At 72.6% G+C, this 22,608-nt stretch carries 24 protein-coding genes and 1 pseudogene; 8 read left to right on the top strand and 17 right to left on the bottom strand.

All coding sequences use genetic code 11. The annotated features are described in order from the left end of the window. Nucleotides 1–63: 63 nt before the first annotated feature. The 5 genes from guaD to FIV43_RS11920 all read left to right on the top strand — a co-directional run bounded on the left by guaD (nt 64) and on the right by FIV43_RS11920 (nt 4,840). Nucleotides 64–1,380: a guanine deaminase gene (guaD, locus tag FIV43_RS11940; protein WP_196780772.1), complete on the top strand. Its 1,317-nt coding sequence runs from the start codon at nt 64–66 to the stop codon at nt 1,378–1,380. After that, nucleotides 1,380–2,705: an MFS transporter gene (locus tag FIV43_RS11935; protein ID WP_141014312.1), complete on the top strand. Its 1,326-nt coding sequence runs from the start codon at nt 1,380–1,382 to the stop codon at nt 2,703–2,705. The genes guaD and FIV43_RS11935 overlap by 1 nt, the downstream gene beginning before the upstream one ends. Nucleotides 2,706–2,751: 46 nt before the next feature. After that, a complete protein-coding gene (locus FIV43_RS11930; RefSeq protein ID WP_141014311.1) occupies nt 2,752–3,426 on the top strand; it encodes a glyoxalase in 675 nt (224 codons plus the stop codon). Between the two features lie 26 nt (nt 3,427–3,452). Further along, on the top strand, nt 3,453–3,818 hold the full coding sequence (locus FIV43_RS11925) for an iron chaperone (protein ID WP_141014310.1): 366 nt from the start codon (nt 3,453–3,455) through the stop codon (nt 3,816–3,818). A 77-nt stretch (nt 3,819–3,895) separates the two neighbouring features. Further along, nucleotides 3,896–4,840 carry an SDR family NAD(P)-dependent oxidoreductase gene (locus tag FIV43_RS11920; RefSeq protein WP_196780771.1) on the top strand — a complete coding sequence of 315 codons (945 nt, stop codon included), beginning with the start codon at nt 3,896–3,898 and terminating at the stop codon, nt 4,838–4,840. Here the strand turns inward: FIV43_RS11920 and FIV43_RS11915 are convergent, their stop codons facing one another. The 5 genes from FIV43_RS11915 to FIV43_RS11895 are packed head-to-tail and all read right to left on the bottom strand — an operon-like array spanning nt 4,841 to nt 9,054. Then, nucleotides 4,841–5,440, bottom strand: a complete 600-nt coding sequence (locus FIV43_RS11915) for a histone deacetylase (RefSeq protein ID WP_141014308.1) — start codon at nt 5,438–5,440, stop codon at nt 4,841–4,843. 20 nt (nt 5,441–5,460) lie between these two features. Next, on the bottom strand, nt 5,461–6,276 hold the full coding sequence (locus FIV43_RS11910; protein ID WP_141014307.1) for an ABC transporter permease: 816 nt from the start codon (nt 6,274–6,276) through the stop codon (nt 5,461–5,463). Beyond that, entirely contained in the window at nt 6,273–7,100 is an 828-nt protein-coding gene (locus FIV43_RS11905) for an ABC transporter permease (RefSeq protein ID WP_141014306.1), read from the bottom strand. Before FIV43_RS11905 ends, FIV43_RS11910 begins: the two co-directional genes overlap by 4 nt. Next, a complete protein-coding gene (locus FIV43_RS11900) occupies nt 7,097–7,912 on the bottom strand; it encodes an ABC transporter ATP-binding protein (protein ID WP_141014305.1) in 816 nt (271 codons plus the stop codon). Before FIV43_RS11900 ends, FIV43_RS11905 begins: the two co-directional genes overlap by 4 nt. A 26-nt stretch (nt 7,913–7,938) precedes the next feature. Next, nucleotides 7,939–9,054 carry an ABC transporter substrate-binding protein gene (locus FIV43_RS11895; RefSeq protein ID WP_141014304.1) on the bottom strand — a complete coding sequence of 372 codons (1,116 nt, stop codon included), beginning with the start codon at nt 9,052–9,054 and terminating at the stop codon, nt 7,939–7,941. Nucleotides 9,055–9,289: 235 nt separating this feature from the next. Here FIV43_RS11895 and FIV43_RS11890 point away from each other — a divergent pair, with 235 nt between their 5' ends. From FIV43_RS11890 to xdhC, 3 genes are read left to right on the top strand one after another with little or no spacing between them, the layout of a single operon-like run. Further along, entirely contained in the window at nt 9,290–10,744 is a 1,455-nt protein-coding gene (locus tag FIV43_RS11890; RefSeq protein WP_141014303.1) for an FAD binding domain-containing protein, read from the top strand. Next, complete coding sequence (xdhB, locus tag FIV43_RS11885) at nt 10,741–13,014, top strand: xanthine dehydrogenase molybdopterin binding subunit (protein ID WP_141014302.1); 2,274 nt, start codon at nt 10,741–10,743, stop codon at nt 13,012–13,014. Before FIV43_RS11890 ends, xdhB begins: the two co-directional genes overlap by 4 nt. Beyond that, nucleotides 12,981–13,814: a xanthine dehydrogenase accessory protein XdhC gene (gene xdhC, locus FIV43_RS11880; protein WP_231123128.1), complete on the top strand. Its 834-nt coding sequence runs from the start codon at nt 12,981–12,983 to the stop codon at nt 13,812–13,814. Before xdhB ends, xdhC begins: the two co-directional genes overlap by 34 nt. On the opposite strand, the gene FIV43_RS11875 is transcribed toward xdhC, so the two are convergent. The 12 genes and pseudogenes from FIV43_RS11875 to uraD all read right to left on the bottom strand — a co-directional run bounded on the left by FIV43_RS11875 (nt 13,796) and on the right by uraD (nt 22,543). Beyond that, nucleotides 13,796–14,548 carry an HNH endonuclease gene (locus FIV43_RS11875; RefSeq protein WP_141014301.1) on the bottom strand — a complete coding sequence of 251 codons (753 nt, stop codon included), beginning with the start codon at nt 14,546–14,548 and terminating at the stop codon, nt 13,796–13,798. The genes xdhC and FIV43_RS11875 overlap by 19 nt on opposite strands. 178 nt (nt 14,549–14,726) lie before the next feature. Further along, entirely contained in the window at nt 14,727–14,984 is a 258-nt protein-coding gene (locus FIV43_RS11870; protein WP_141014300.1) for a hypothetical protein, read from the bottom strand. A gap of 76 nt (nt 14,985–15,060) precedes the next feature. Next, complete coding sequence (arfB, locus tag FIV43_RS11865) at nt 15,061–15,516, bottom strand: alternative ribosome rescue aminoacyl-tRNA hydrolase ArfB (RefSeq protein WP_141014299.1); 456 nt, start codon at nt 15,514–15,516, stop codon at nt 15,061–15,063. Nucleotides 15,517–15,588: 72 nt separating this feature from the next. Continuing rightward, nucleotides 15,589–16,074 (bottom strand): nucleoside deaminase, encoded by a 486-nt coding sequence (locus tag FIV43_RS11860; RefSeq protein ID WP_231123116.1) that lies wholly within the window; start codon nt 16,072–16,074, stop codon nt 15,589–15,591. Continuing rightward, entirely contained in the window at nt 16,071–16,904 is an 834-nt protein-coding gene (locus tag FIV43_RS11855; protein WP_141014298.1) for a MurR/RpiR family transcriptional regulator, read from the bottom strand. The genes FIV43_RS11860 and FIV43_RS11855 overlap by 4 nt, the downstream gene beginning before the upstream one ends. Further along, nucleotides 16,901–17,722 carry a hydantoinase/carbamoylase family amidase gene (locus tag FIV43_RS11850; RefSeq protein ID WP_269204010.1) on the bottom strand — a complete coding sequence of 274 codons (822 nt, stop codon included), beginning with the start codon at nt 17,720–17,722 and terminating at the stop codon, nt 16,901–16,903. The genes FIV43_RS11855 and FIV43_RS11850 overlap by 4 nt, the downstream gene beginning before the upstream one ends. Before the next feature lie 80 nt (nt 17,723–17,802). Continuing rightward, a pseudogene (locus FIV43_RS23155) lies at nt 17,803–18,015 on the bottom strand (Zn-dependent hydrolase); the annotation flags it as partial. Nucleotides 18,016–18,185: 170 nt separating this feature from the next. Next, nucleotides 18,186–19,430: a pyridoxal-phosphate-dependent aminotransferase family protein gene (locus FIV43_RS11845; protein ID WP_231123109.1), complete on the bottom strand. Its 1,245-nt coding sequence runs from the start codon at nt 19,428–19,430 to the stop codon at nt 18,186–18,188. After that, nucleotides 19,427–20,809 (bottom strand): allantoinase AllB, encoded by a 1,383-nt coding sequence (gene allB, locus FIV43_RS11840; protein ID WP_231123107.1) that lies wholly within the window; start codon nt 20,807–20,809, stop codon nt 19,427–19,429. Before allB ends, FIV43_RS11845 begins: the two co-directional genes overlap by 4 nt. After that, entirely contained in the window at nt 20,806–21,693 is an 888-nt protein-coding gene (gene pucL, locus FIV43_RS11835; protein WP_141014297.1) for a factor-independent urate hydroxylase, read from the bottom strand. The genes allB and pucL overlap by 4 nt, the downstream gene beginning before the upstream one ends. Beyond that, on the bottom strand, nt 21,690–22,010 hold the full coding sequence (locus tag FIV43_RS11830) for a hydroxyisourate hydrolase (protein ID WP_231123101.1): 321 nt from the start codon (nt 22,008–22,010) through the stop codon (nt 21,690–21,692). Before FIV43_RS11830 ends, pucL begins: the two co-directional genes overlap by 4 nt. Next, on the bottom strand, nt 22,007–22,543 hold the full coding sequence (gene uraD / locus FIV43_RS11825; RefSeq protein ID WP_141014296.1) for a 2-oxo-4-hydroxy-4-carboxy-5-ureidoimidazoline decarboxylase: 537 nt from the start codon (nt 22,541–22,543) through the stop codon (nt 22,007–22,009). The genes FIV43_RS11830 and uraD overlap by 4 nt, the downstream gene beginning before the upstream one ends. Between the last annotated feature and the right edge of the window lie 65 nt (nt 22,544–22,608).

Here is a 22,608-nt window from a genome sequence, read left to right as displayed (position 1 = left end):
GGGGCGGTTTGTCCGCTAGCGTGCTCGCGTCGACATAACGAAAGGGTCACGATGGCTGGCGAAATGAGTGCGGTGCGCGGGCATGCGATCAGCTATCGGGGTGACCCGTTCTTCGATGACGATGCATTCGTCGATGTCGAGGATGCGCTGATCATCAGCGAAGGCGGAGTGATCACTGCCTTCGGGCCATACGACGAGGTCAAGGGCCAACTCCCGGACGGGGTCGAGGTCACGCACCACCCGGACGCGTTGATCTGCGCGGGTTTCATCGACACTCACATCCACTACGTCCAGACCGGCATCATCGGCGCGTTCGGTTCGCAGCTGATCGACTGGCTGAACCACTACACGTTCATCGAAGAGCAGCGGTTCGCCGACAAGGCGCACGCCGATGCGGTCGCCAAGATCTACTTCGACCAGCTGTTGGCGAACGGCACCACGACCGCGGTCACCTTCTGTGCGATGTATCCCTCGTCCGTCGACGCCTTCTTCGAGGAGTCAGAGCGACGCGGCACCCGCATGGTCGGCGGCAAGGTGATGATGGATCGCAACGCTCCCGACGCCCTGCTCGACACCGCCACCTCGTCGTACGAGGACTCCAAGGCGTTGATCGCGAAGTGGCACGACCGCGGTCGCAACCAGTACGCCATCACTCCTCGATTCGCACCGACCAGCACTCCTGAACAGCTCGAAGCCGCGGGAGTGCTGTGGAAGGAGAGCCCGGGGACCTTCGTGCACACCCACGTCTCGGAGAACACCGGCGAGATCGCCTGGGTCAAGTCGCTGTTCCCCGAGCGTGCCGGCTACCTGGACGTCTATGACCACTTCGGCCTGCTCGGCCGGCGCTCGGTCCTGGCCCACGGCGTGCACCTCACCGCAAGGGAGCGCGGCCGTGTCCACGAGACCGGTTCCGCGGTCTCCCACTGTCCGACGTCGAACCTGTTCCTCGGGAGCGGACTGTTCCACATCCACGACGCCAAGGATCCGAAGCGACCGATGCACGTGGGGCTGGGCACCGACATCGGTGCCGGCACCAGTTTCTCGATCCTTCAGACGATGAACGAGGCGTACAAGGTCGCCGAGCTCAACGTGTATCCGATGAACTCGATCAAGACGTTCTACCTCGCCACCCTCGGCGGTGCCGAGGCTCTCGACCTCGCCGACAAGATCGGGTCGCTCGAGGTGGGCAAGGAGGCCGACTTCGTGGTCCTCGACCCGAAGGCGACCCCGCTGCTGGCGTACCGAAGTGAACGCGCCGAGAGCACCGAGGAACTGATGTTCGTCCTCTCCATCATGGCCGACGACCGCGCGGTCGCAGCTACCTACGTCGCCGGCAAGCCGGCATACCTGCGGCCATCCGCACAGAACGGAGCCATGTGATGTCCAGCGGACACGCGGCATACCACCACGCCACCACTGGGATGTTCCACCGCAGGAGCGGCGGGGAGAAGGAGCGCTCGCACCTCGGCGGTCCGGAGGCATGGACGATCTGGCTCCTGGCGACGATCTTCGTCGTCTGGCTCTTCGCCATCCAGACCGGCTACGGCATCGTGTCGCCCGACATCCAGCACGACGCGAACCTGACCCTCACCCAGGTCAGCCTGGCCGCGAGCATCTACACCTGGGCGTTCGCCTTGGTGCAGTTCTTCTCCGGATCCCTCCTCGACCGGTATGGCACCCGCCCACTGATGGCGATCGCCGTCGCTCTGGTCACGGCCGGCGCGTTCCTCTACGCCGGCACCACCAGCTTCACGACGCTGGTGCTGGCACAGATCGTCCTGGCGGTCGGGTCCTCGTTCGGCTTCGTCGGCGCCGGCTACATCGGCGGCAAGTGGTTCGACGGGGCCAAGTACGGGTTGATGTTCGGGCTCGTGCAGATGTTCGCCTCGCTCGGCTCCGCAGTCAGTCAACCGGCGATCTCGGCCATGTTGAAGCACATGTCCTGGGAGCAGTTGCTGGCCGGGTTCGGTGCGTTCGGCGTGCTGCTCACGATCGCCTTCGTGCTGGTCGTGCGAAACCCTGTCGCGACGCCGGAGGAGGCGGCGGCTGTCAAGGCTGCCCACGAGGGCAAGAACGTGTTCGTCGAGATCTTCCACGACCTCGGCGCGTGCTTCGGCAACCGCCAGGTCGTCCTGTCCGCACTCTTCGCCGGCGCCTCGTTCGGAACCATGCTCGCGGTCGGTGTCCTGTGGGGTCCGCGGGTCCAGGAGGCGCGCGGCGCCACCGCGGGCTTCGCCGCCACCCTCTCCGCCCTGGCCTGGCTCGGGCTCGCCTTCGGGGCACCCCTGGTCAACGTGGTCTCGGATCGCTGGCACAGCCGCAAGTGGCCCGCCGTAGTGGGCATCCTCCTGCAGGCGGTGGCGGTGGCGCTGTTCATCTACGGCCCAGCCAACGGCGTCGGAGCCAGTGCGGTGGTGATGCTCGCCGTCGGGCTCTTCGCCGGCACCCACATGCTGGGCTTCACGATCGCCGGCGAGTCCGTGACCCCCGCGATGATCGGTTCGGCCTCAGCCATCGTGAACGGCATCTGCTTCATCATCGGAGGCGTGCTCGAGGCGGTCCCCGGCAAGCTGCTGCCCGCGTCACCAGATCTCGCCGACTATCGCTCAGCCCTATGGATCATGCCGGTGGTGCTCGTAGCCGGAGCAGTCTGCGCGCTGCTCATCAAGGAACCACGCACCGAGACAACACCCACCGGGTCCTGACGGAGGCCCCGGTCGGCGTTCCACCGGCACTCTCTACAGTGCCCGGGTGGGCATCACCATCGACGAGTTGCAGGTCGCCGACAACCCGGAGGCGTGGCGGGGCGCCGGGTTCGCCGTCGACGACGACGGCGTGTGCCGGGTCGGCACGGTGCGGATCCGTCTGGTCGGTCCCGACGCCGGCCGCGGGATCGTCGGCTGGTCGCTGCGCGGCACGCCCGACGGCGTACTGGGTCGCGAGCTCGATGGCCTGCTCGATGGCGTGCTCGATGGCGTGCTCGACGGCATCGCGACCGGTACGTCGGCGGCGGCGCCCGCGACACCGGCCACCCACCCCAACGGCGTCACCCACATCGACCACCTGGTGCTGACCACCCCCGACCTCGCCCGCACCGCGGCGGCGCTGCGCACGATCGGACTCGAGGCGCGGCGCGAACGTGACGGCATGCTCAGTGGGGAGCCGGTCCGGCAGGTGTTCTACCGGTTGAGTGAGGTGATCCTCGAGGTGGTCGGCCCGCCCGGTGGGACCTCCGACGAGCCGTCGCGGCTGTGGGGCGTGACCCACGTCGTCGCCGACATCGACGCTGCGGCGGCCCGCCTCGGCGACGCGCTCGGACCGGTCAAGGACGCCGTCCAGCCGGGCCGGCGGATCGCCACCCTGCGGAACCGGGAGATCGGGATCTCGGTGCGCACGGCCCTGATCTCACCGCACGTCCGCCGCTAGGAGCGCGGCTTCTCTAGGCTCGGGGCATGCCCATGCCCAAGCGCGTCGACGTCGACGACTACTACGACCGCCTCGCCGAGGTCGCCCGGCCGCACATGGAGCGGCTGCGCGAGCTGAGCCTGGCCGCGGATCCCGGCATCGAGGAGAAGCTGGCCTGGAACAACCCCGCCTACGCCAAGGACGGCGTACGGCTGTGGATGATGCAGTCCTTCAAGGCGCACTGCTCGCTGCGTACCACGCCCGAGGAGTTCGCGCCGCTGCGCGACGAGGTGCTCGCCGCGGGCTACGAGGCGGGGGAGGGCTTCATCAAGCTGCCCTACGACGCCGAGCTGCCTGAGCACCTCTGCACCCGGCTGATGAGCTTCCAGCTGGCGAATCACCAGCCGACGTAGGAGCGCAGGGCTAGCCTGAGGCCATGGGAGAGGCCGGCCGGTTCGCTCGGGCTGTCGATGGAGCGCTGGATCGCAGCGTGGTGCTCGGATACACCCGCATCGGGAGTGCGGTGCGGTCGCGCTGGTGGCCGGCCGACCCACCGCCGATGGCGCTGGCCGGAAAGCGGATCCTGGTCACCGGCGCCACGTCCGGGCTCGGCACCGCGGCCGTCCACGGCCTGCTGGAGCTGGGCGCCCAGGTCTTCGTGCTGGGCCGGGACCCGGCCAAGGTCGACCGCACGGTGGGGGAGGCGGTCGCCGCCTCGCCCGGTGCCAAGGTCGTCGGCGAGATCTGCGACGTCGGCGACCTCGACGACGTACGACGCTGGGCGGCCGACTTCGCCGGACGGGTGCCGGCGCTGCACGGCGTGCTGCACAACGCCGGCACGATGACCGGCGACGAGCGGGTCACCACCGCCCAGGACCACGAGCTCACCCTCGCGGTCCACGTGCTCGGTCCGCACCTGATGACCGGGCTGCTGCTGGACCGTCTCCGCGCCGCCGGGGCCGAGGGCGGCGCCAGCGTGGTGTGGATGAGCTCCGGCGGGATGTACGGCGCCCGGCTGCACGCCGATGACGCCGACGACATCGAGTACCGCAACGGCAGCTATGACGGCGTGCAGGCCTACGCTCGCACGAAGCGGATGCAGGTGGTGATGGCCCAGCAGTGGGCGGGCGCGGTCGCCGACGACGGCATCCGGGTGGAGAGCATGCACCCCGGGTGGGCCGGCACCCCCGGGGTGCAGCAGAACCTCCCGCGGTTCGAGCGGCTCACCCGCCCGCTGCTGCGCAGCGCCGCCGACGGCGTCGACACCGCCGTCTGGCTGATCGCCACCCGGCCCGAGAGCGGGCCCGGGCACTTCTGGCACGACCGTGCGCTGCGCCCGGTGACCTGGTCGGGCCGGGGCGGCCCGGACGAGCGCGAGGTGCGGCGGCTGGTCGACTACGTGGTCGGGGCGACCGGGATGCCACTGCCGCATTGATCAGTGGGCCGGCTGGCGTTCGTCGAGGTACGACGCGATCCGCTGCTCGCTCCACTGCCGCGACTCCCGCAGTCCCTGCGCCAGCATCGCCCGGTACGCCGGCGCCGGTGGCGTGTGCGCGACGGCGTCGTAGCCGTGCGGCGCGGTGAAGGTCAGCATCGGCAGGCCGTCGCGCCGGCCGACCTCGATCAGGGTCTCGTAGTGCCCGGGCCCGACCTCGTGGCGGCCGTCCACGAGTCCGTCGACGAGGCCGGCGAGCAGCACCTCCTCGATCGGGTCGCCCGGCTCGGGGACCCGGAACATCTCCTGGGCCGCCACGTCGGCGAACTGCTCCACGGTGATCCGGTAGGCCCGGGCCGCGGTGGGGCCGGGGGTGTCGTGGTCGTAGAAGGCCACGCCACCGCCCCACACCGAGGAGGCCCCGGCGAAGTAGAGCCGTCCGGGCAGGTCCACCGCGGCGTCCTCGACCGGCATCGCCTTGCGCCGCGCGCCGACGTAGGACCGTCGGGCGCCCGGCGGACGGCCCCCGAGCAGGTAGGCGGCGAGCCGGTCACGGCACAGGTTCGAGCCGTAGCTGACGTACCAGACCTCGGGACCCACCCTCCCCAGGATGTCAGACCTCACTCCGCGGGCGTCATCCCGGACCGGGCCAGCACCACGTTCTCGACCAGCTGGACCAGGTTGTAGAGGAGCAGGGTGAGCACGGTGATCACCGCCACCGACGCCCACAGGTCGTTGAACTTCGCCGCCGCGCTGAACTTCACCACCATCCCGCCGATCCCCTCGCCGGTGGAGAGCCACTCGGCGAGCAGGGCTCCGGTGACCGCTCCGGGCACCGAGACCCGGGCGGCCGCCAGCAGCGACGGCATCGCGCCGGGGACGGCGACCTTGCGCAGCGCGGTCAGGTTGCCGCCGCCGTAGACCCGGACCAGGTCCAGGCTCTCGTGGCTGGCCCTGCTGAGCCCGAAGAGTGCCGAGGCCAGCGCCGGGAAGAGCACCACGATGGAGCCGATCACCGCCACCGAGGCGGTGGTGCCGCGGCCGGTCATCAAGATGATCACCGGCGCGATCGAGACCAGCGGCACGCTGCGCAGCAGCAGCGCCAGCGGCATCACGCCGGCCTCCACCGTCTTGGAGAGGCTGAACAGCACGGCGAGCAGCACCGCCACGCTCATCCCGACCACGAAGCCGAGCGCGGCGTCCTGCAGGGTCTGGGTGACGAGCGGGAGGAGCTCGGCGCGGTGGTCGGCGGCCAGGTTGCCCTCGCTCGCGCCGGGCTCGTCGACGAAGAGGTAGCGGTAGACGTCGGCCGGGCCCTTCGCGACGTACGGCGAGACCCCGCTGAAGCTGACCACCGCCTGCCAGAGTCCGAGCACGATCAGCACCGTCAGCGCCGCGTTGACCAGGGACCGGGCCAGTGCCCGCAGCACGCTCATGCGGTCCGCCCCCGGCCCGACACCCACGGCGTCACGAGGCGGGAGAGCAGCCCGACGACGGCGTACCCGATCAGTGCGACCACGGCGCAGAGCAGGAAGACTGCCCACACGCGGGTCGAGTCGAGCTGGCCCTGCAGTCGGATCAGGGTGATGCCGACGCTGCGGTCGGTGGCGCCCATGTACTCACCGAGCACGGCGCCGAGCAGCGCGGTGGGCACCGCGATCTGCAGGGCGTTCAGGATCGCGGGCAACGCAGCGACCAGGCGTACCTTGCGCAGCTGGGTGAGCCGCGAGCCGCCGTAGACCCGGACCACGTCGAGCGAGGCCCGGTCCGCCGCCTTGAAGCCGAGCAGCGCCCCGACCACGGTGGTGAAGAAGACCGACAGGGCGGCCAGGAAGATCGCCGTCTTGCTGGGCTCGCCCGGCGACTCCGCCCCACCGATCGCGACGATCGCGATGCCGCCGACGGCGACCAGCGGCAGGCAGTAGGTGACCACCGCGACCTGGACCACGATCGGCTCGATGCGCGGCACCAGCAGCACGGTCGCGGCCAGCAGCAGCGCCAGCCCGTTGCCCCAGGCGAAGCCGAGCAGCGCCTCGTGCACGGTGACCGAGAAGAACTCCCAGTAGGCGGCCAGCCCGTCGTCCAGGATCTGCGAGAAGACCGCCCACGGCGAGGGGACCGGGTCGTACGTCGTCCCGGGGTCGGGGCGGAACGCCACCACCGAGAAGACCCACCACGCGGCGACCAGGACCACCGCGCCGAGCAGGCTGGCGGCCCAGCCGGGCAGCCGCCGCCCGCCCGTCCCTGCGGGTCCCCTCACGACTCGGCCTCGGCGCGCCCGTCGCTGCCGAAGAGCAGGTCCGAGGCCCGGTCGACCAGCGCGTGGAACTCGGGCGTGCGCATCATCTCCGGGGTCCGCGGGCGGGGCAGGTCGACGTCGATGACCGCCTTCACCCGACCCGGCCGCGGCGACATCACCGCGACCTGGTCGGAGAGGAAGATCGCCTCGGCGATCCCGTGGGTGACCAGCAGCGTGGTCGCCGGCTTCTCGGTCCAGATCCGCAGCAGCTCCAGGTTCAGGTTCTGCCGGGTCATGTCGTCCAGCGCACCGAACGGCTCGTCGAGCAGCAGCACCGAGGGCTTCAGCGCCAGCGCACGGGCGATCGAGACGCGCTGCCGCATCCCGCCGGAGAGCTGCGCCGGCCGGGACCTCTCGAAACCGCTCAGCCCGACCAGCTCGATCAGCTCGTCGACATAGGCCTCGTCCACCTTCCGGCCGGCCACCTCGAAGGGCAGCCGGATGTTCTTGCGGACGGTGCGCCAGGGCAGCAGCGCGTGGTCCTGGAAGGCGATCCCGAGCTCGCTGGCCCGGCGCAGCTCGTGCGGCGTGTGGCCGTCGACGTACACCTCACCGGAGCTGGGACGCTCCAGGTCGGCCAGGATCCGCAGGATCGTGGACTTGCCGCACCCCGAGGGGCCGAGCAGGGCCAGGAACGAGCCCTTCTCGGTGTGCAGCTCGGTGTCCTGCAGTGCGGTCACCGTGCGGCCGCGGCCCACCGGGAACGTCTTGGTCAGTCCGGTGATCCCGATGCCGGTGCCGGTGCTGGTGCCGGTGCTGGTTGCAGTGCTCATCACAGGGTGCGGTCCGCGCCGGCCCCTCAGGAGAGGTAGTCGACGAGGTCCGGGTTCTCCTCGTAGATCTTGTCGATGATCGAGGTGTCGAAGAGGTCCTCGACCGCGACGTCCCACCCGGCGGCGGCCAGGGAGTCGACGGTCTGCTGCTGCAGCTCGTCGGTGATCGTGAAGAGGCCGTTGGCCTCGGTGTCGGGGGTGGAGATCAGCTGGGCCTGCGCCTCCAGGCCGAGCTTGGTCTTCTTCGGGTCGAGCGCTCCGAAGACCGCTTCCAGGCCCTCGGCGTTGTCCGAGGCCGCCTCGTTGTAGTGCTTGGTGACCAGGTCGACCGTGGTCTGGACGTCCTCGGTGAAGGTGTGGCTCCAGCCCTTGATCTCGGCGATCAGGAAGTCCTCGATCGCGTCGGCGTTCTCGGCCAGGTACTGGTCGGTGACGGTGAACGTCTCGGCCACGTAGGGGACGCCGTTCTCCGCGTAGGGCAGGTTGGTGACCTCGTAGCCCTGCTGCTCGACGGTGATCGCCTCGTTGGTCAGGTACGCCATGAAGCCGTCGACCTCGCCCTTCATCAGCGGGGTCGGGTCGAAGTCGACGGGAACGACCTCGACCTGGTCCTTGTCGATGCCGTTGGCGTTGAGGATCGCCTCGAAGACGCTGGCGTTGGAGTCCTGGACGCCGATCTTCTTGCCGACCAGGTCCTGCGGCGTCGCGATGTCCGCACCGTCGGCGAGGGAGAGGATGGTGAACGGGTTCTTCTGGAACGTGGCGCCGACGATCTTCAGCGGGGCGTCCTCGTTGGCCACCGCTGCACCCACCGAGGCGGCGTCGCTGAGCGCCACCTGGACCTCGTCGGAGAGCAGCTTGGCGACGCCGGTGTCGGGGCCGGAGATCCCGTTGACGTCGCTGAAGCCGGCCTCGTCGTAGTAGCCCTTGTCGTAGGCGTAGAACTCGCCGGCGAACTCCTCGTTCTTGATCCAGGAGTACTGGACCGAGATCGAGCCGTGGTCGCCGTCCTCGCCCGACGCGGCCTCGGAGTCGTCCGAGCCGCACGCCGCCAGGCCGAGGACGAGGGCGCCGGCGAGAGCGGCGGCGCCGGCGTTCCGCAGGGCGCGGGGCGTGCGAGGACGGGCAGGCGAGTGGGTCATGAAGTCTCCTGGTTCGAATCCGTGGGTCCCCGAGTGCAACTGCTGTTGCTGAGCGGGGACGCTAGGAGAGCGGCGTTTCACGGTGCCGCGCTGTCGGTGTCGCGGGCGTTAAATCCGGTGCCGGCGGGGCCGGGGCGTGAAACGCTTGTTTCGGCCTGTTGCAGTCTCGTGAAATCGCGTGCCAGGGAGTCGGTTTCGACCGTCCGGGGCGATCGGCCGGGCGTACGGTGAATGAGTGGAAGAGCCCCTCGTCACCCTCAACGGTGTCGCGCGCCCGCTGACGGGTGCGGCGCCGCCGCTCACCGCGCTGGACTGGCTGCGCGGCACCGGTCTGACCGGTGCCAAGGAGGGGTGTGCGGAGGGGGAGTGCGGCGCCTGCTCGGTGCTGCTCGCCCGGCCGGCCGCGGACGGCGAGGGTGGCGGCGAAGAGACCGGGACCACCGAGTGGACCGCGACCAATGCCTGCCTGCTCCCGGCCGCGGCGCTCGCCGGCCAGGAGGTCCGCACCGCCGAGGGACTGGGCACGCCGACCGACCTGCACCCGGTGCAGCGCGAGCTGGCCGAGCGCGGCGGCTCCCAGTGCGGCTACTGCACGCCGGGCTTCGTCTGCTCGATGGCGGCCGAGTACTACCGCCCCGGGCGTGCCGGGTTCGACCCGCACGCGCTGAGCGGCAACCTGTGCCGCTGCACCGGCTACCGACCGATCCTGGAGGCCGCCGAGGCGCTGACGGCGCCGGCGGCCGAGGACCCGCTCGCCCGACGCTGCGGCGCGCCCCCGCCGGCACCGACCACCGGCCGGGCACGGGGCTTCCTCCGTCCGGACGACCTCGCCGAGGCGCTGGCGGCGCTCGCCGAGCCGGGCGCCCGGGCGGTCGCCGGAGCCACCGACCTGGGGGTGGAGTCCAACCTGGGCGGCGCCCGCTCGGACCTGCTCGTCGCGATCGACCGGCTCGCCGAACTGCGCACCCTCGACGTCGGTGACGCCGAGGTCGAGATCGGCGCCGGGCTCACCCTCACCGAGGTGGAGCGCAGGCTCGCCGGGCGGCTGCCGCTGCTCGACGAGGTGTTCGCCCAGTTCGCCTCCCGGCTGATCCGCAACGCCGCCACCATCGGCGGCAACATCGGCACCGCCTCACCGATCGGGGACCTGCCGCCGGCGCTGCTCGCCCTCGACGCGGTGCTCGTGCTGGCCTCCGCGGACGCCGGGACCGTCGTCGAGCGCGAGGTGCCGCTGGTCGACTACTTCACCGGCTACCGCGAGACCGTACGACGACCCGGTGAGCTCGTCGTCCGGATCCGGCTCCCGCGGGTCCCGGCCGGCGCCGGCACGGTCACCGCCTTCCACAAGATCGCCAAGCGTCGCTTCGACGACATCTCCTCGGTCGCGGTGGCGTGGTCGCTGGAGGTGGCCGACGGCGTGGTCACCCGCGCCGCGATCGGGCTCGGCGGCGTCGCCGCCACCCCGCTGCGGGCCCGGGCCACCGAGGAGGCACTGCTGGGCCGGGCCTGGGAGCCGGACGCGCTCGCCCCGGTGGCCGCCGTGCTCGCCGCCGAGGGCACCCCGATGGACGACCACCGGGCCAGTGCCGCCTACCGCAGCGCGATGCTCGGTCAGTCGCTGCTGCGACTGCAGCACGCGACCCGGGCCGCCGGGCCCGGCGCCGGGCCGCGGGGGCAGGGGGCGGCATGAGCACCCCGCTGTTCCACCGTCCCGACGGGGCCGAGGTCGGCACCGGCCGGGCCCACGAGTCGGCGGCGCTGCACGTGACCGGCCGGGCGCTCTACACCGACGACGTGGCCCAGCGCACCCACGGGGTGCTGCACGCGCACCCGGTCACCACGAGCACCCCGCACGGGTTGGTCACCCGGTTGGACACCAAGCCGGCACTCGACGTACCGGGGGTGGTGCGGGTGCTCACCGGGGACGACGTGCCCGGGGTGAACGACGCCGGCACCCGGCACGACGAGCCGCTCTTCCCGACCGAGGTGATGTTCCACGGGCATGCGGTCGCCTGGGTGCTGGCCGAGGACCTGGAGTCGGCGCGGCTCGGAGCGAGCGCCGTCGAGGTGGACGTGGAGCTGCTGCCCGCGGTGCTCACCGTGGCCGAGGCGATCGAGCAGGGCGCCTACCAGGGTGCGCACCTGCACCTGGAGCGTGGGGACGTCGCGGTCGGACTCGCCGAGGCCGCGCACACCTTCAGCGGCGTCACCGAGATCGCCGGCCAGGAGCACTTCTACCTGGAGACGCACGCCTCGCTGGCCAGCGTCGACGACGACGGTCAGGTCTTCGTCCAGTGCTCGACGCAGCACCCCACGGAGACCCAGGAGATCGTCGCCCACGTGCTCGGCCTGGACAGTCACCAGGTGACCGTCCAGTGCCTGCGGATGGGTGGCGGCTTCGGCGGCAAGGAGATGCAGCCGCACGGGTTCGCGGCGGTCGCCGCGCTCGGCGCCACGCTGACCGGACGACCGGTCCGGGTCCGGCTCACCCGCGCCCAGGACATGGCGCTGACCGGCAAGCGTCACGGTTTCCACGCCGGCTGGCGGGTCGGCTTCGACCGCGACGGCCGGATCACCGCGCTGGACGCGACGCTCATCTCGGACGGCGGGTGGAGCCTCGACCTCTCCGAACCGGTGCTCTCCCGGGCGCTGTGCCACATCGACAACGCCTACTACCTGCCGCACGTGCGGGTGGACGGTCGCGTCGCGCGGACCAACAAGACCTCGCAGACGGCGTTCCGCGGCTTCGGCGGACCGCAGGGGATGCTGGTGATCGAGGACCTGCTCGGGCGGTGTGCTCCCGAGCTCGGCATCGACCCGGCCGAGCTGCGGCGGCGCAACTTCTACGCCGACGACCAGCCCACGCCCTACGGTCAGCCGGTGCGCCACGCGTCGCGGCTCGACCGGGCGTGGCGGCAGGTGGTCGAGGGCGGCGACCTGGCCGCGCGCAGGGACCGGATCGCGGCGAGCAACGCCGAGACCCCGCACGCCAAGCGCGGGCTGGCGATCACCCCGGTGAAGTTCGGTATCTCGTTCAACTTCACCGCCTTCAACCAGGCCGGCGCGCTGGTCCACGTCTACAAGGACGGCTCGGTGCTGATCAACCACGGCGGCACCGAGATGGGTCAGGGGCTGCACACCAAGATGCTGCAGGTCGCCGCGACGGCGCTCGGGGTGCCGTTGCCGCGGGTGCGGCTGGCACCGACGCGCACCGACAAGGTGCCCAACACCTCGGCGACCGCCGCCAGCTCGGGCGCCGACCTCAACGGCGCCGCGGTCAAGGACGCCTGCGAGCAGATCCTGGCGCGGCTGGCGCCGGTGCGGACGCGCCTGGGTGGGAACGCCACCTGGGACGAGGTGGTCAAGGCCGCCTACCTGGACCGGGTCCAGCTGTGGGCGGCCGGCTTCTACCGGACCGAGGGGCTCAGCTGGGACCCCACCACGATGACCGGCGAGCCGTTCAAGTACTTCGCCTACGGTGTCGCCGCGGCCGAGGTCACCGTCGACGGCTTCACCGGCGCCTACACCGTCGACCGGGTCGACATCGTCCACGACGTGGGCGACAGCCTCTCCCCGCTGGTCGACCTCGGGCAGATCGAGGGCGGCTTCGTGCAGGGCCTGGGTTGGCTCACCCTCGAGGACCTGCGCTGGGACACCTCCGACGGACCGGGCCGTGGCCGGCTCGCGACCGCGGGGGCGTCGACGTACAAGCTGCCGAGCCTCTCGGAGATGCCCGCGGACTTCCGGGTCTCGCTGCTGGAGCGGGCCGGCGAGGACGGCGTCGTCTACGGGTCGAAGGCGGTCGGCGAGCCGCCGCTGATGCTCGCGTTCTGCGTGCGGGAGGCGCTGCGGGACGCGGTCGCCGCCTTCGGTCCCGGCGGGGCCGCCGTGCAGCTGGACTCCCCGGCGACGCCCGAGGCGGTCTGGTGGGCGTTGCAGCGGGCCAGGGGCGGGTCCTGATGGACTGGCTCACCGCGCTGACCCGTTGCCGCGAACAGCGCGAGCCGGCGGTGCTGGTCACCGTCGCCTCGGTCCGCGGGCACGCGCCGCGGGACGCCGGCGCGAAGCTGGTGGTGACCGCCGCGGCGGCCTGGGGAAGCGTCGGTGGCGGCAACCTCGAGGAGGCGGCGATCGCCCGCGCCCGCGCGCTGCTGACCGATGCGGCGGCCGCGCCGTCGCTGGAGACCACCGCACTGACCGACCGGGTGGTCGGGGAGCACGGCGTGCAGTGCTGCGGCGGCGAGGTGACCCTGCTGCTGGAGCCGGTCCCGGTCCGGCCCGCCTACGCCGTCTTCGGGATGGGGCACGTCGGACTCGAGATCGCGCTGTTGCTGAGCCGGCACGAGGTGGAGCTGCACCTGGTCGACTCCCGGGACGACCAGTTGGAGCCGTCCCGACTGGAGCTGCTGGAGAGCGGTCCGTCGCTGGTCCGGGTGCACCGGGAGCCGGTCCTCCCCGAGCTGGCGATCGCCGCGCTGCCGGCCGGTGTCGACTGCCTGGTGCTGACCCACGATCACGCCGAGGACCTGGCGCTGCTCGATGCGCTGCTGCGCTCGGGGACGCCGGGCAGCATCGGCCTGATCGGCTCCAGCGCGAAGTGGGCCCGGTTCCGTGGGCGCCTCGCGGAGCTCGGCCACGACGAGGCGGCCATCGCCCGGGTGCGGACCCCGATCGGGGACCCCGCGGTCACCGGGAAGGAACCCGCCACGATCGCGCTCTCGGTCGCCCTCGAGCTGCTCGGTCACGCGGTGAGGGTGTAGACGCCCGGTCGGGTCAGGAGGTAGCGGGGTTCGTGCCAGCCGGGTGGCGCAGGTGCTCGTGATCTGTAGCGGTGCCCGGTCGGGGTGACGGTCTCGACGGCCCGATCCGGTCGTTGCCGCTGATGCCAGCCCGGCGCCTGCTTCGCGTGGTTGCAGGCCTCGCAGAGACCCTGACCATTGCGGGCGTCGGTCGTGCCGCCGTCGTCGGCGGGGACGATGTGGTCGGTGTGGCGGACCGGGGCGTCGCACCACGGGGTGGCGCAGATCCCGCCACCCCGCTGGGCGAGGAAGCCAGCGAGTCCGGCCGGGAAATCGCGGGACCGGGTGGTCATCGCGATCAGCCGACCACCGGGGTCGACGAAGAGCCTGCGGAACCAGCAGTGGGCCGCACTGGCCGGGTCATCGAGGCCGGCTGCGATCAGGTGGCGGGCCATCTCGGCCGGGAGGACCTCGGGCGGGACGCCGTCTGCGTGGAGCTCGGCGGGATCGAGGCCGCCGGCGAGGGTGGTGACGGGGATCGTGATGGTGACGCCGACCGGCACCCTCGGCCCTCGGTCCGGCACGGCCGAACCTTCGACCCGCTCCGACTCGGCGCGGATGACCCGGTGGACGAGGGTGTCGGCCATCAGTTGGCCCTTCGTCCGGGAGTCCCCGACGGCGCGGGCAGCGTTGGCGGCACGCGTCAGCGAGGCGTGCAGGGCGACCCCCTGAGCGACGGGGAGGAGCGCGCTCACCCAGGTCATCGTGTCGGGGCGGGTCGGATGGAGACATGGCGGTCCTGAGCCGCACTGCTCGCTCGCCGCACGGCCCCGGCGGGGTCGAGCTCGGCCACCAGGCGGCGGGCCCGGCCGATCAGCCGGCGGGTGCCGAGACCCTGCACGAGGCCGGGGGTCGCGCAGAGTTCCTCGTCGATCAGTCGGCTGCGACCTCAGCAGCGACGCCGCGTCCTTGCCGGGCGGCGGGAACGCCGGCGGCCGCCTGGTCGCTGCGCCGCGCAGCGTCGTAGGCGCTGGAGGCGTCGGCCTGGATGCCGCAGGCGACGTTCTTCAGGGTCTCGAGCTCGGTGATGAGGTCGATCAGGTCGCCGGCACCGCAGGGCAGTCGGCCCTCGCGGAGGCGCGCTGTGAACGCGGTGGCCTCCTGAGCGGTGAGTGGGATGCCGGACGACATACCCCGACGTCAGGAGTCACCCCCGACAGAAATGCGTGCCGCGAGGGACCGCGGCGCCAGGAGGCGAGGTCGACTCCTACTCCTCGCGCACCCGCCCGCGCAGCGCCTTGGTCCGCCCCACCTGCTTCTTCGCCTCCACGCGTCGGCGTTGCGATGCCCGACTCGGTCGCGTCGCGCGCCGCGGCGGGGGAGGCGGAGCCACGGCCGCCCGCAGCAGATCGACCAGTCGCCGGCGGGCGGCGGTGCGGTTGCGCAGCTGGGACCGGTGCTCGGAGGCCACGACGCTGACCTGGCCCTGGACGAGGACCTCACCCAGATTGCGGACCAGGCGGTCACGCTGGGCGGGCGTGAACGCGAGCGAGGTGCCGGGAGCGAAGAGCAGCTCCACCCGCGTGTCGCTGGTGTTCACCGACTGGCCGCCGGGGCCGGGGGAGCGCGAGAAGCGCTCGACCAGCTCGCCCGCCGGGATGGTGGCGCCCGCCGGCAGCCCGGGGCCGGCCGGCACGTCGAGGTCTCGGCCGGGCGCGCTCATGGCTCGACGGTACCGCTGCGCCGGGTCACCGACCCACGGCCGCCCCGGCACCCCGACCGCAGCCCGGCCGACTCAGTACGCCGTCCGCCGCTCGTGCGCCAGCCAGGCGTCGAACGGGGCCGTCGCGCTCGCCGTACGCTGCTCGTTGATCCGTACCGGCCACGCGGACCGCGGCTGCTGCATCAGGTCGTAGAACGCCCGGTCGTCGAAGCCACCGCGCGCCGCGTCGTGCCGGTCGGCGGCGAAGACCACCCGGTCCAGCCGCGACCACAGCACCGCGGAGAGGCAGAGCGGGCAGGGCTCGCACGAGGTGTAGAGCGTGCACCCGGCCAGGGTGAAGTCGCCGAGCGCCCGGCACGCGGCGCGGATGGCGACCACCTCGGCGTGCGCCGTGGGGTCGTGGTCGCGGGTGACCCGGTTCTGGCCGCAGGAGATCAGCTCCTCCCCGCGTACGACGACCGCGCCGAACGGTCCGCCGTCGTCGGCCACGTTGGCGGTGGCCAGTGCCACCGCTCGCTCGAGCCAGATGTTGTCGTCGATGGTCATCCTCGGGGTCACTCCGTCTCGTCCAGTCGTTCGTAGGCCGCGGTGATGCTCCGCACCCGGTTGCTGCCGGCCCTCCCGAGACGGGCCAGCACGCCGTCGGCCAGCACGCTGACCAGCGCCATCGGCGCGGCATAGCTGTCGAAGGCCAGGGCGCTGGTCAGCGGGCACTCCAGCCACAGGTCGACGTGCGCGGCGTGGGAGACCGCGGACGGGTCGCCCACCAGCAGCACGGTCGCCGCGCACGACCGGGCCTCGGCCAGGAACGCGGCGAAGCCGGCGGGGCGGCGGCGGAACCCGATCACCACCACCAGGTCCTGGCGTCCGAGGCCGGTCAGCTCCTCACCGAGGGTCTGGCCGGGCGCGGGCGCGATCCGCACCTCGTCCCGCGCCTGGGCGAGCTGCTCGCGCAGGTGCAGCGCGACCGGATAGCTGTTGCGCCAGCCGACCACCACCACCCGCCGTGCCTCGGCGATCAGCGTGATCGCCTCCTCCGTCCGCGGGTGCTCGACGGCACGTTGCACGGCGGCCTGCTCCACGCACGCGATCGCCGCCGGGTCGACGGCGCCGTCCGCCCGGCGCGGCTCCCCGGTCGACCGCAGCCCGCGCAGGTGCTCGCGCACCTGGTCGAAGTCCTCGAACCCGAGGCTGCGGAAGAGTCGGCTCATCGTCGCCTTGGAGACGCCGGCCAGCTCGGCCAGCTCCGCGGCCCGGTAGGTGGCCAGGTCGTCCAGGTGCTCCAGCAGCGTCGCCGCGGCGCGCTGCTCCTGGGGCGTCAGCCGGTCGTGCCGGGCGGCGATCCGCTCGTCGATCCGGTCACCGACCTCGACGCCGTCGGTCGTCATCGCGCCGCGGTCGCCGTCGTCGTACCGGACTCGACGGTGCGGGCCACCGCGAGCACCGCCTGCTCGAAGGCGTCCAGTCCGCGCGCCACGTCGATCTCCCGGACGTTCTCGTCCGGGTGGTGGCTGATGCCGTCGTGGCAGCGGAGGAAGAGCATCCCGATGTCGGTCACCGCGGCGATCGCCATCGCGTCGTGCCCGGCGCGGCTCCACAACCCCATCGGCGCCGGGTCGCCGGTCGCCACGATCCCGTCGATCACCGCCTGCTGCAGCCACGGCGCGCACGGCGCGGCCGGCGCGGTGTGGTTCTCCACCACGTCCAGGCGCAGCTGTCGGGCGTCGCAGATGGCGGCCAGCTCGGTGCGGATGCTGCGCCAGGTGTCATCGCGCTCGAGGTCGGTGGCCGCCCGCAGGTCCAGGCTGATGTCCACCCGCCCGGCGATCACGTTGACCGCGCCCGGCCTCGCCTCGATCCGGCCGACGGTGGCGATGGTGCCGTCGGCCTTCGCCAGGGTCTCGATGGCGACGACGGCCGCGCTGGCGCCGACCAGCGCGTCCCGACGCCTCTCGTACGGCGTCCCGCCGGCGTGCCGCGCCTCCCCGGTGAAGGTGATCCGGAACCGTCGTGCGCCGGCGATGGTGGTCACGTAGCCCAGCGACGCGTCGGCCGCCTCCAGGTAGGGGCCCTGCTCGATGTGTGCCTCCAGGTAGCCGACCAGGTCCTCGGGACGACGCGCGGCGTCGCCGACCCGGGTGGGGTCGAGCCCGAACGCGGTGAAGGCCCGTGGAGCGTGGTGCCGTCGCGGTCGCGCAGGTCCCACCAGTCGGGGTCCCAAGTGCCGGCCGCGGCCTGGCTGCCGAGCAGCGCCTTGCCGAACCGGGCGCCCTCCTCGTCGCTGAAGCCGATCACCTCGAGGGCGAAGGGGAGATCCCGCACCCGGTCGCCGATCCGCTCCACGACGGCGATCGCCATCATCACACCGAGCATCCCGTCGAAGCTGCCGGCGTCGGGCACGGTGTCCAGGTGGGAGCCGAGGAGCAGCGCGGGCAGCCCCGGCTCGCGCCCCTCGCGGCGGCCGCAGATGTTGCCGGCGGCGTCCTGCCAGGTCCGCATCCCGGCCGCCTGCATCCACTCGGCGGCCCGCTCGTTGGCGCCCGCGTGCTCCCGGGTCAGGTAGATCCGCTCCAGGTGCACCGGGTGGGAGCTGAACCGGTCGAGCTCGGCGCACCGGGCGAGCACCTCCGCGGCACTGGACCGCGCCGGCGTCCCGTTCGCAGGGCCGTTCACCGCTCCTCCTCCGGGTAGACGCCGAGCGCCGCCTCGACGCCGCCGCCGGCGGGCACCGGGACCCCGGTGGTGCGCAGACACTGCTCGAGGGCCGCGAGCGTGCCGAGGACCGCGTCCCGGCGGGCGTTGTAGCCCATCGTGCCGATCCGCCAGACCCGGCCGTGCAGAGGGCCGAACGAGGTGCCGATCTCGATCCCGAAGTCGGTCAGCATGCGACCCCGGACCGCGTCCCCGCCGGCCGCCCCGAGCGCCGCGGGGATCTCGACGGCCACCACGTTGGTCATCTTGTGCGCCACGTCGCCGAAGACGCCGAGGCCGAGACCGCGCACGCCCTCGAGCATGGCCTGCCCGTGCAGGGTGTGCCGGGCCACGACGGCGTCCAGCCCCTCGGCGAGCAGCAGCCGGGCGCACTCGCGGGCGGCGTACAGCATGGAGGTGGCCTCGGTGTGGTGGTTGAGCCGCCGCGGTCCCCAGTAGTCCATCACCATGGCGAGGTCGAAGTAGTTGCTCGCGATGATCCGCCCACGCGGCTCGTCGCCGGCCTCGCGGATGCCGGCCTCGACGTGGCGCCGGGCGTCGATGACCGCGACCGCCTTCGGCGAGAGCGTCACCGGGGCGCTGCCCGACGGCCCGCCCAGGCACTTCTGCAGGCCGGCGGTGACGGCGTCCAGGCCCCACTCGTCGGTGCGGAAGGCGTTGCCGCCCAGCGAGGCGGTGGCGTCGCAGTAGAAGAGGACGTCGTGCTCGGCGCAGAGCGCGCCCAGGTCGGCCAGCGGCTGGCACATCGTGGTGGAGGTGTCGCCCTGGACCACGGCCAGCACCCGGGGCCGCACCGTGCGGATGGCGTCGGCGACGCGGTCCGGCTCGACGACCTCGCCCCACGGCACCTCGAGGGTGTGCACCTGGGCGCCGCACCGGCCGGCGATCTCGGCGAGCAGGTGTCCGAAGCGGCCGAAGACCGGGACCAGCACCCGGTCGCCGGGCTCGATCAGGGAGACCAGGGCTGCCTCGATGCCGGCGCGGGAGGTGCCGTCGACCAGGAACGTCTGATCGTTCGTGGTCGCGAAGACGCCGCGGTAGAGGTCCATCACCTCGTTCATGGTCGCCGTCATCCACGGGTCGAACTGGCCGACCAGCTGGGTGGACATCGCCTGCAGCACCCGCGGGTCGACGGTGATCGGGCCAGGGCCCATCAACAGCCGCGGCGGGGGCGCGACCGGCCCGGGGTTCGGCGTGGTCACGGCGCGCTCCTCTCCAGCATCCGGCCCCAGGTGGGGTCGGGCGCGGCGGTGTCGACCAGGCGGCCGCGCACCAGGGTGTGCGTGACGCTGCCGGGGTAGTGGCGGCCCTGGTAGGCCGAGATCGGGTTGCGGTGGGCGAGCGCCCGAGCGTCGACGCTCCAGGCCGCCGCCGTGTCGTAGACGGCGAGGTCCGCGTCCGCCCCGACCTCGATCCGGCCCTTGGCCGTGAGGCCGACGAGGTCCGCGGTGCGACGCGACATCCAGTCGCTCACGGCGTCCAGGCCGATGCCGCGCGCGGCGGCCTCGGCGGCGACCGCGGTGAAGCCGACCTGCAGCCCGGCGATGCCGCCCCAGGCCTGCTGCAGGTCGCCGTCGCCGGCCTGCTTCATCTCCGCGGTCGCCGGGGAGTGGTCGGAGACGACCACGTCGATGACGCCGTCGCGCAGGCCGTCCCAGAGCGCGTCGCGGTTGCCGGCGTCGCGGATCGGAGGACAGCACTTGAACTCCGGTGCCGCGTCGGGCACGTCCCCGGCGTCGAGGCAGAGGTAGTGCGGGCAGGTCTCCACGGTGACCGGCAGCCCCTCGGCCCGGGCCGCGGCCAGCGCCTCCAGCGGCCGGGCGCTGGAGAGGTGCAGCACGTGCACCCGGCACCCGGTCTCCTGGGCGCCGTCGAGCACGGACCGGATGGCTGCGCTCTCCGCCTCGGCGGGGCGGCTGAGCAGGAAGTCGGCGTAGGCCCGGCTCGGCGGGTGCGGCGCCGCCTCCAGCACCGCGGCGTCCTCCGCGTGCACGATCAGCAGGCCGTCGAACCCGGCGATCTCGGCCATCGCGGACCGCAGCTGCGGACCGTCGAGGTGACCGAACTCCGCCACGCCGGACGGTGCCAGGAAGCACTTGAAGCCGTAGACGCCGGCCAGCCACAACGCCTCCAGCGAGCCCAGGCTCTCCGGCACCGCCCCGCCCCAGAAGCCGACGTCCACGGCGAGCTTGCCGGCGGCCGCCCGCTGCTTGGCCTGCAGCGCGGCGACGGTGGTGGTCGCCGGCACCGAGTTGAGCGGCATGTCGATCAGCGTGGTGACCCCGCCCAGTGCGGCCGCGGCGGTGGCCGTGGCGAACCCCTCCCACTCGGTGCGTCCCGGCTCGTTGACATGGACGTGGGTGTCCACCACCCCGGGCACCAGGTGCGCGGTGTCGGGGAGGTCGAGGAGGTCGAGCGTGGGCACCTGCTGGTCGGGCCGGTACGGGTCGATCGCGGTGATCCGGCCCTCGCTGATGCGCAGCGTCGCCGGGGTGAAGGCGCCGTCGACCAGCACCCGGCGGGCGCGGACGGCGCTGGGTGTCGACGTCGCGGCGCGCGGCGTCGACGACACGGTGCTCACCCGATCCCCACCCAGGCGGCCGGCTCCGCCGCGTCCCGCGACACGGTGGCCGAGATCAGGCCGTAGGGACGGTCGGCGGCGACGAAGACCTCGCCGGGGTTGTCCAGGCCGAACGGCTCGAGATCGACCAGGAAGTGGTGCTTGTTGGGGCAGCTGATCCGGATCTCCGCCATCTCCGGCACCGCGTCCAGCGCGGCGGTGGCCATCGCCTGGATGGTCTGCTGCAGCGCGAGGCTGTGGGTGACGGCGAACGCCTCCACCATCGCCGCCCGGGCGGCGGCGTGCAGGGCGTCCCCGTCCGTGCCGGCCCGCTCCTCGGAGCCGGTCGCATACCGCCAGGTGGCGGTGACGCTGGTCGCCAGGATCCGGTCGTCGGTCTCGGCCAGCGTGGTGTAGCGGTCCCGGGGGAACCCGTGGAACTCGCTGCCGGTGGACTTCAGCACGACCAGGTCGGTCAACCCGGCCAGCACGAACGTGCGAGGTCCGTCGGTCTGCACCCAACAGGTCCGGGTCTCCGGACCGCTCCGGGAGAACGCGTGGCCGTCGGCGCCGATCCGCTGCCACCCGTGCTGCTCGGCGCTGAACCAGGTGCCGGTCACCCACGGCTGCTCGCGCCAGTGTGCGGCCAACCGCAGCAGGAACGCCTCCGGCGTGGCGACGCCGTGCTCCCGGGCGAGCGCGAACACGGTGTTCTTCTGGGTGTCGGTGGCGTGCACGTGGCCGTTGTCGCCGTCGGTGTAGGCCGCGGCGAAGTCGCCGCGCAGCCGGGTGCTCACCGTCAGGTCGTGCAGCACGTGCTCGGGTCCGTCGCGGTCCACCTTCACCAGGCGGCACTCGGCCTTCCCGTGCTCGAGGCCGGAGAGGACGTACGGCGTCTGCGTCATTCAGCTACCTCGGTAGGTGGTGTAGGAGAAGGGCTCAGCAGGAGTGCGACGTGGTAGTGCTCGTCGTCGGCGTCGATCGCGAAGGCGACCCGGATCTCGGGATAGAAGGTGGCCCGGCCCCGGTCGGCGAACCACGGCCCGGTCCGGAAGCTGATCGCACCGGTGCCGACCCCGACCGCCGACTCCAGGCGCAGGCGGCCGTCGACGTCGGTGGCTCCGGTCGTGGTGCTGCCGTCGGGCAGCTCGAAGGCGACCGCGATGCCGGCCGCGGGGCGGCCCCGCTCGGCGTCGAGGACGTGGGTGGACAGCGTGCTCATCGGGGCTCCTGCGGCGCGGTGGCCGGATCGGGTGCGGGGGCGGTGAGCAGGTCCTCCAGCCGCAGCAGGGCGATCTCGGCCAGCTGCTCGTGGGTGACCCGCTGCTCGGTGGCGGGGTCGTGCGAGAGCCGCTCCTCGAGCAGCCGCAGCAGCTCCGGGCCGCTGCGACCCTTGGCGCGCACCAGGTAGATCCGCCCGAAGCGCTCCTCGTAGCGCTCGTTGCCGGCCCGCAGCCGGGCGGCCAGGTCGGCGTCGGCCGGGTCCAGACCCGCCTGCTCGCGCGCGGAGTGCGCGGCGCCGGCCTGACCCCGGTCCGCACGCTCGCCGATCCGCGGATGACCGGCCAGCGCGTCGTCGACCTCCGCGGCCGACCAGGTGCGGGACTCGCCGCGTGCGGCGGCGCGCAGGGCGTCGGCGTCGCCGTACGGGCGGCCGGCGAGGAGGGCGGCCACCCAGGAGTCGATGTCGACGCAGGCGCGCAGGGCGGCGGCGGCCTCGGCCTCGGCGAGTGCGTCGAACTCCTCGATCGACATGGACGACGCCTCCCTCCTCCGGTTGCCGGCACCGGTCGACTGTCCCGGTGCCTGAAACCTAGGTG

Source organism: Nocardioides sambongensis, from assembly GCF_006494815.1.
Lineage (GTDB): Bacteria > Actinomycetota > Actinomycetes > Propionibacteriales > Nocardioidaceae > Nocardioides > Nocardioides sambongensis.
Note: the sequence above shows the minus strand (reverse complement) of the source record. Positions and strands in the feature narration are given on the sequence as shown.

Bases quoted from the DNA above. Each gene is read 5' to 3' on its own strand.
- FIV43_RS11830 (WP_231123101.1), bottom strand. From the start codon at position 22,010: ATGAGCACGCTGTCCACCCACGTCCTCGACGCCGAGCGGGGCCGCCCC.
- FIV43_RS11855 (WP_141014298.1), bottom strand. From the start codon at position 16,904: ATGACGACCGACGGCGTCGAGGTCGGTGACCGGATCGACGAGCGGATC.
- guaD (WP_196780772.1), top strand. From the start codon at position 64: ATGAGTGCGGTGCGCGGGCATGCGATCAGCTATCGGGGTGACCCGTTC.
- FIV43_RS11935 (WP_141014312.1), top strand. From the start codon at position 1,380: ATGTCCAGCGGACACGCGGCATACCACCACGCCACCACTGGGATGTTC.
- arfB (WP_141014299.1), bottom strand. From the start codon at position 15,516: ATGAGCGCGCCCGGCCGAGACCTCGACGTGCCGGCCGGCCCCGGGCTG.
- FIV43_RS11895 (WP_141014304.1), bottom strand. From the start codon at position 9,054: ATGACCCACTCGCCTGCCCGTCCTCGCACGCCCCGCGCCCTGCGGAAC.
- uraD (WP_141014296.1), bottom strand. From the start codon at position 22,543: ATGTCGATCGAGGAGTTCGACGCACTCGCCGAGGCCGAGGCCGCCGCC.
- FIV43_RS11910 (WP_141014307.1), bottom strand. From the start codon at position 6,276: ATGAGCGTGCTGCGGGCACTGGCCCGGTCCCTGGTCAACGCGGCGCTG.
- pucL (WP_141014297.1), bottom strand. From the start codon at position 21,693: ATGACGCAGACGCCGTACGTCCTCTCCGGCCTCGAGCACGGGAAGGCC.
- FIV43_RS11870 (WP_141014300.1), bottom strand. From the start codon at position 14,984: ATGTCGTCCGGCATCCCACTCACCGCTCAGGAGGCCACCGCGTTCACA.
- FIV43_RS11925 (WP_141014310.1), top strand. From the start codon at position 3,453: ATGCCCATGCCCAAGCGCGTCGACGTCGACGACTACTACGACCGCCTC.
- FIV43_RS11900 (WP_141014305.1), bottom strand. From the start codon at position 7,912: ATGAGCACTGCAACCAGCACCGGCACCAGCACCGGCACCGGCATCGGG.
- xdhB (WP_141014302.1), top strand. From the start codon at position 10,741: ATGAGCACCCCGCTGTTCCACCGTCCCGACGGGGCCGAGGTCGGCACC.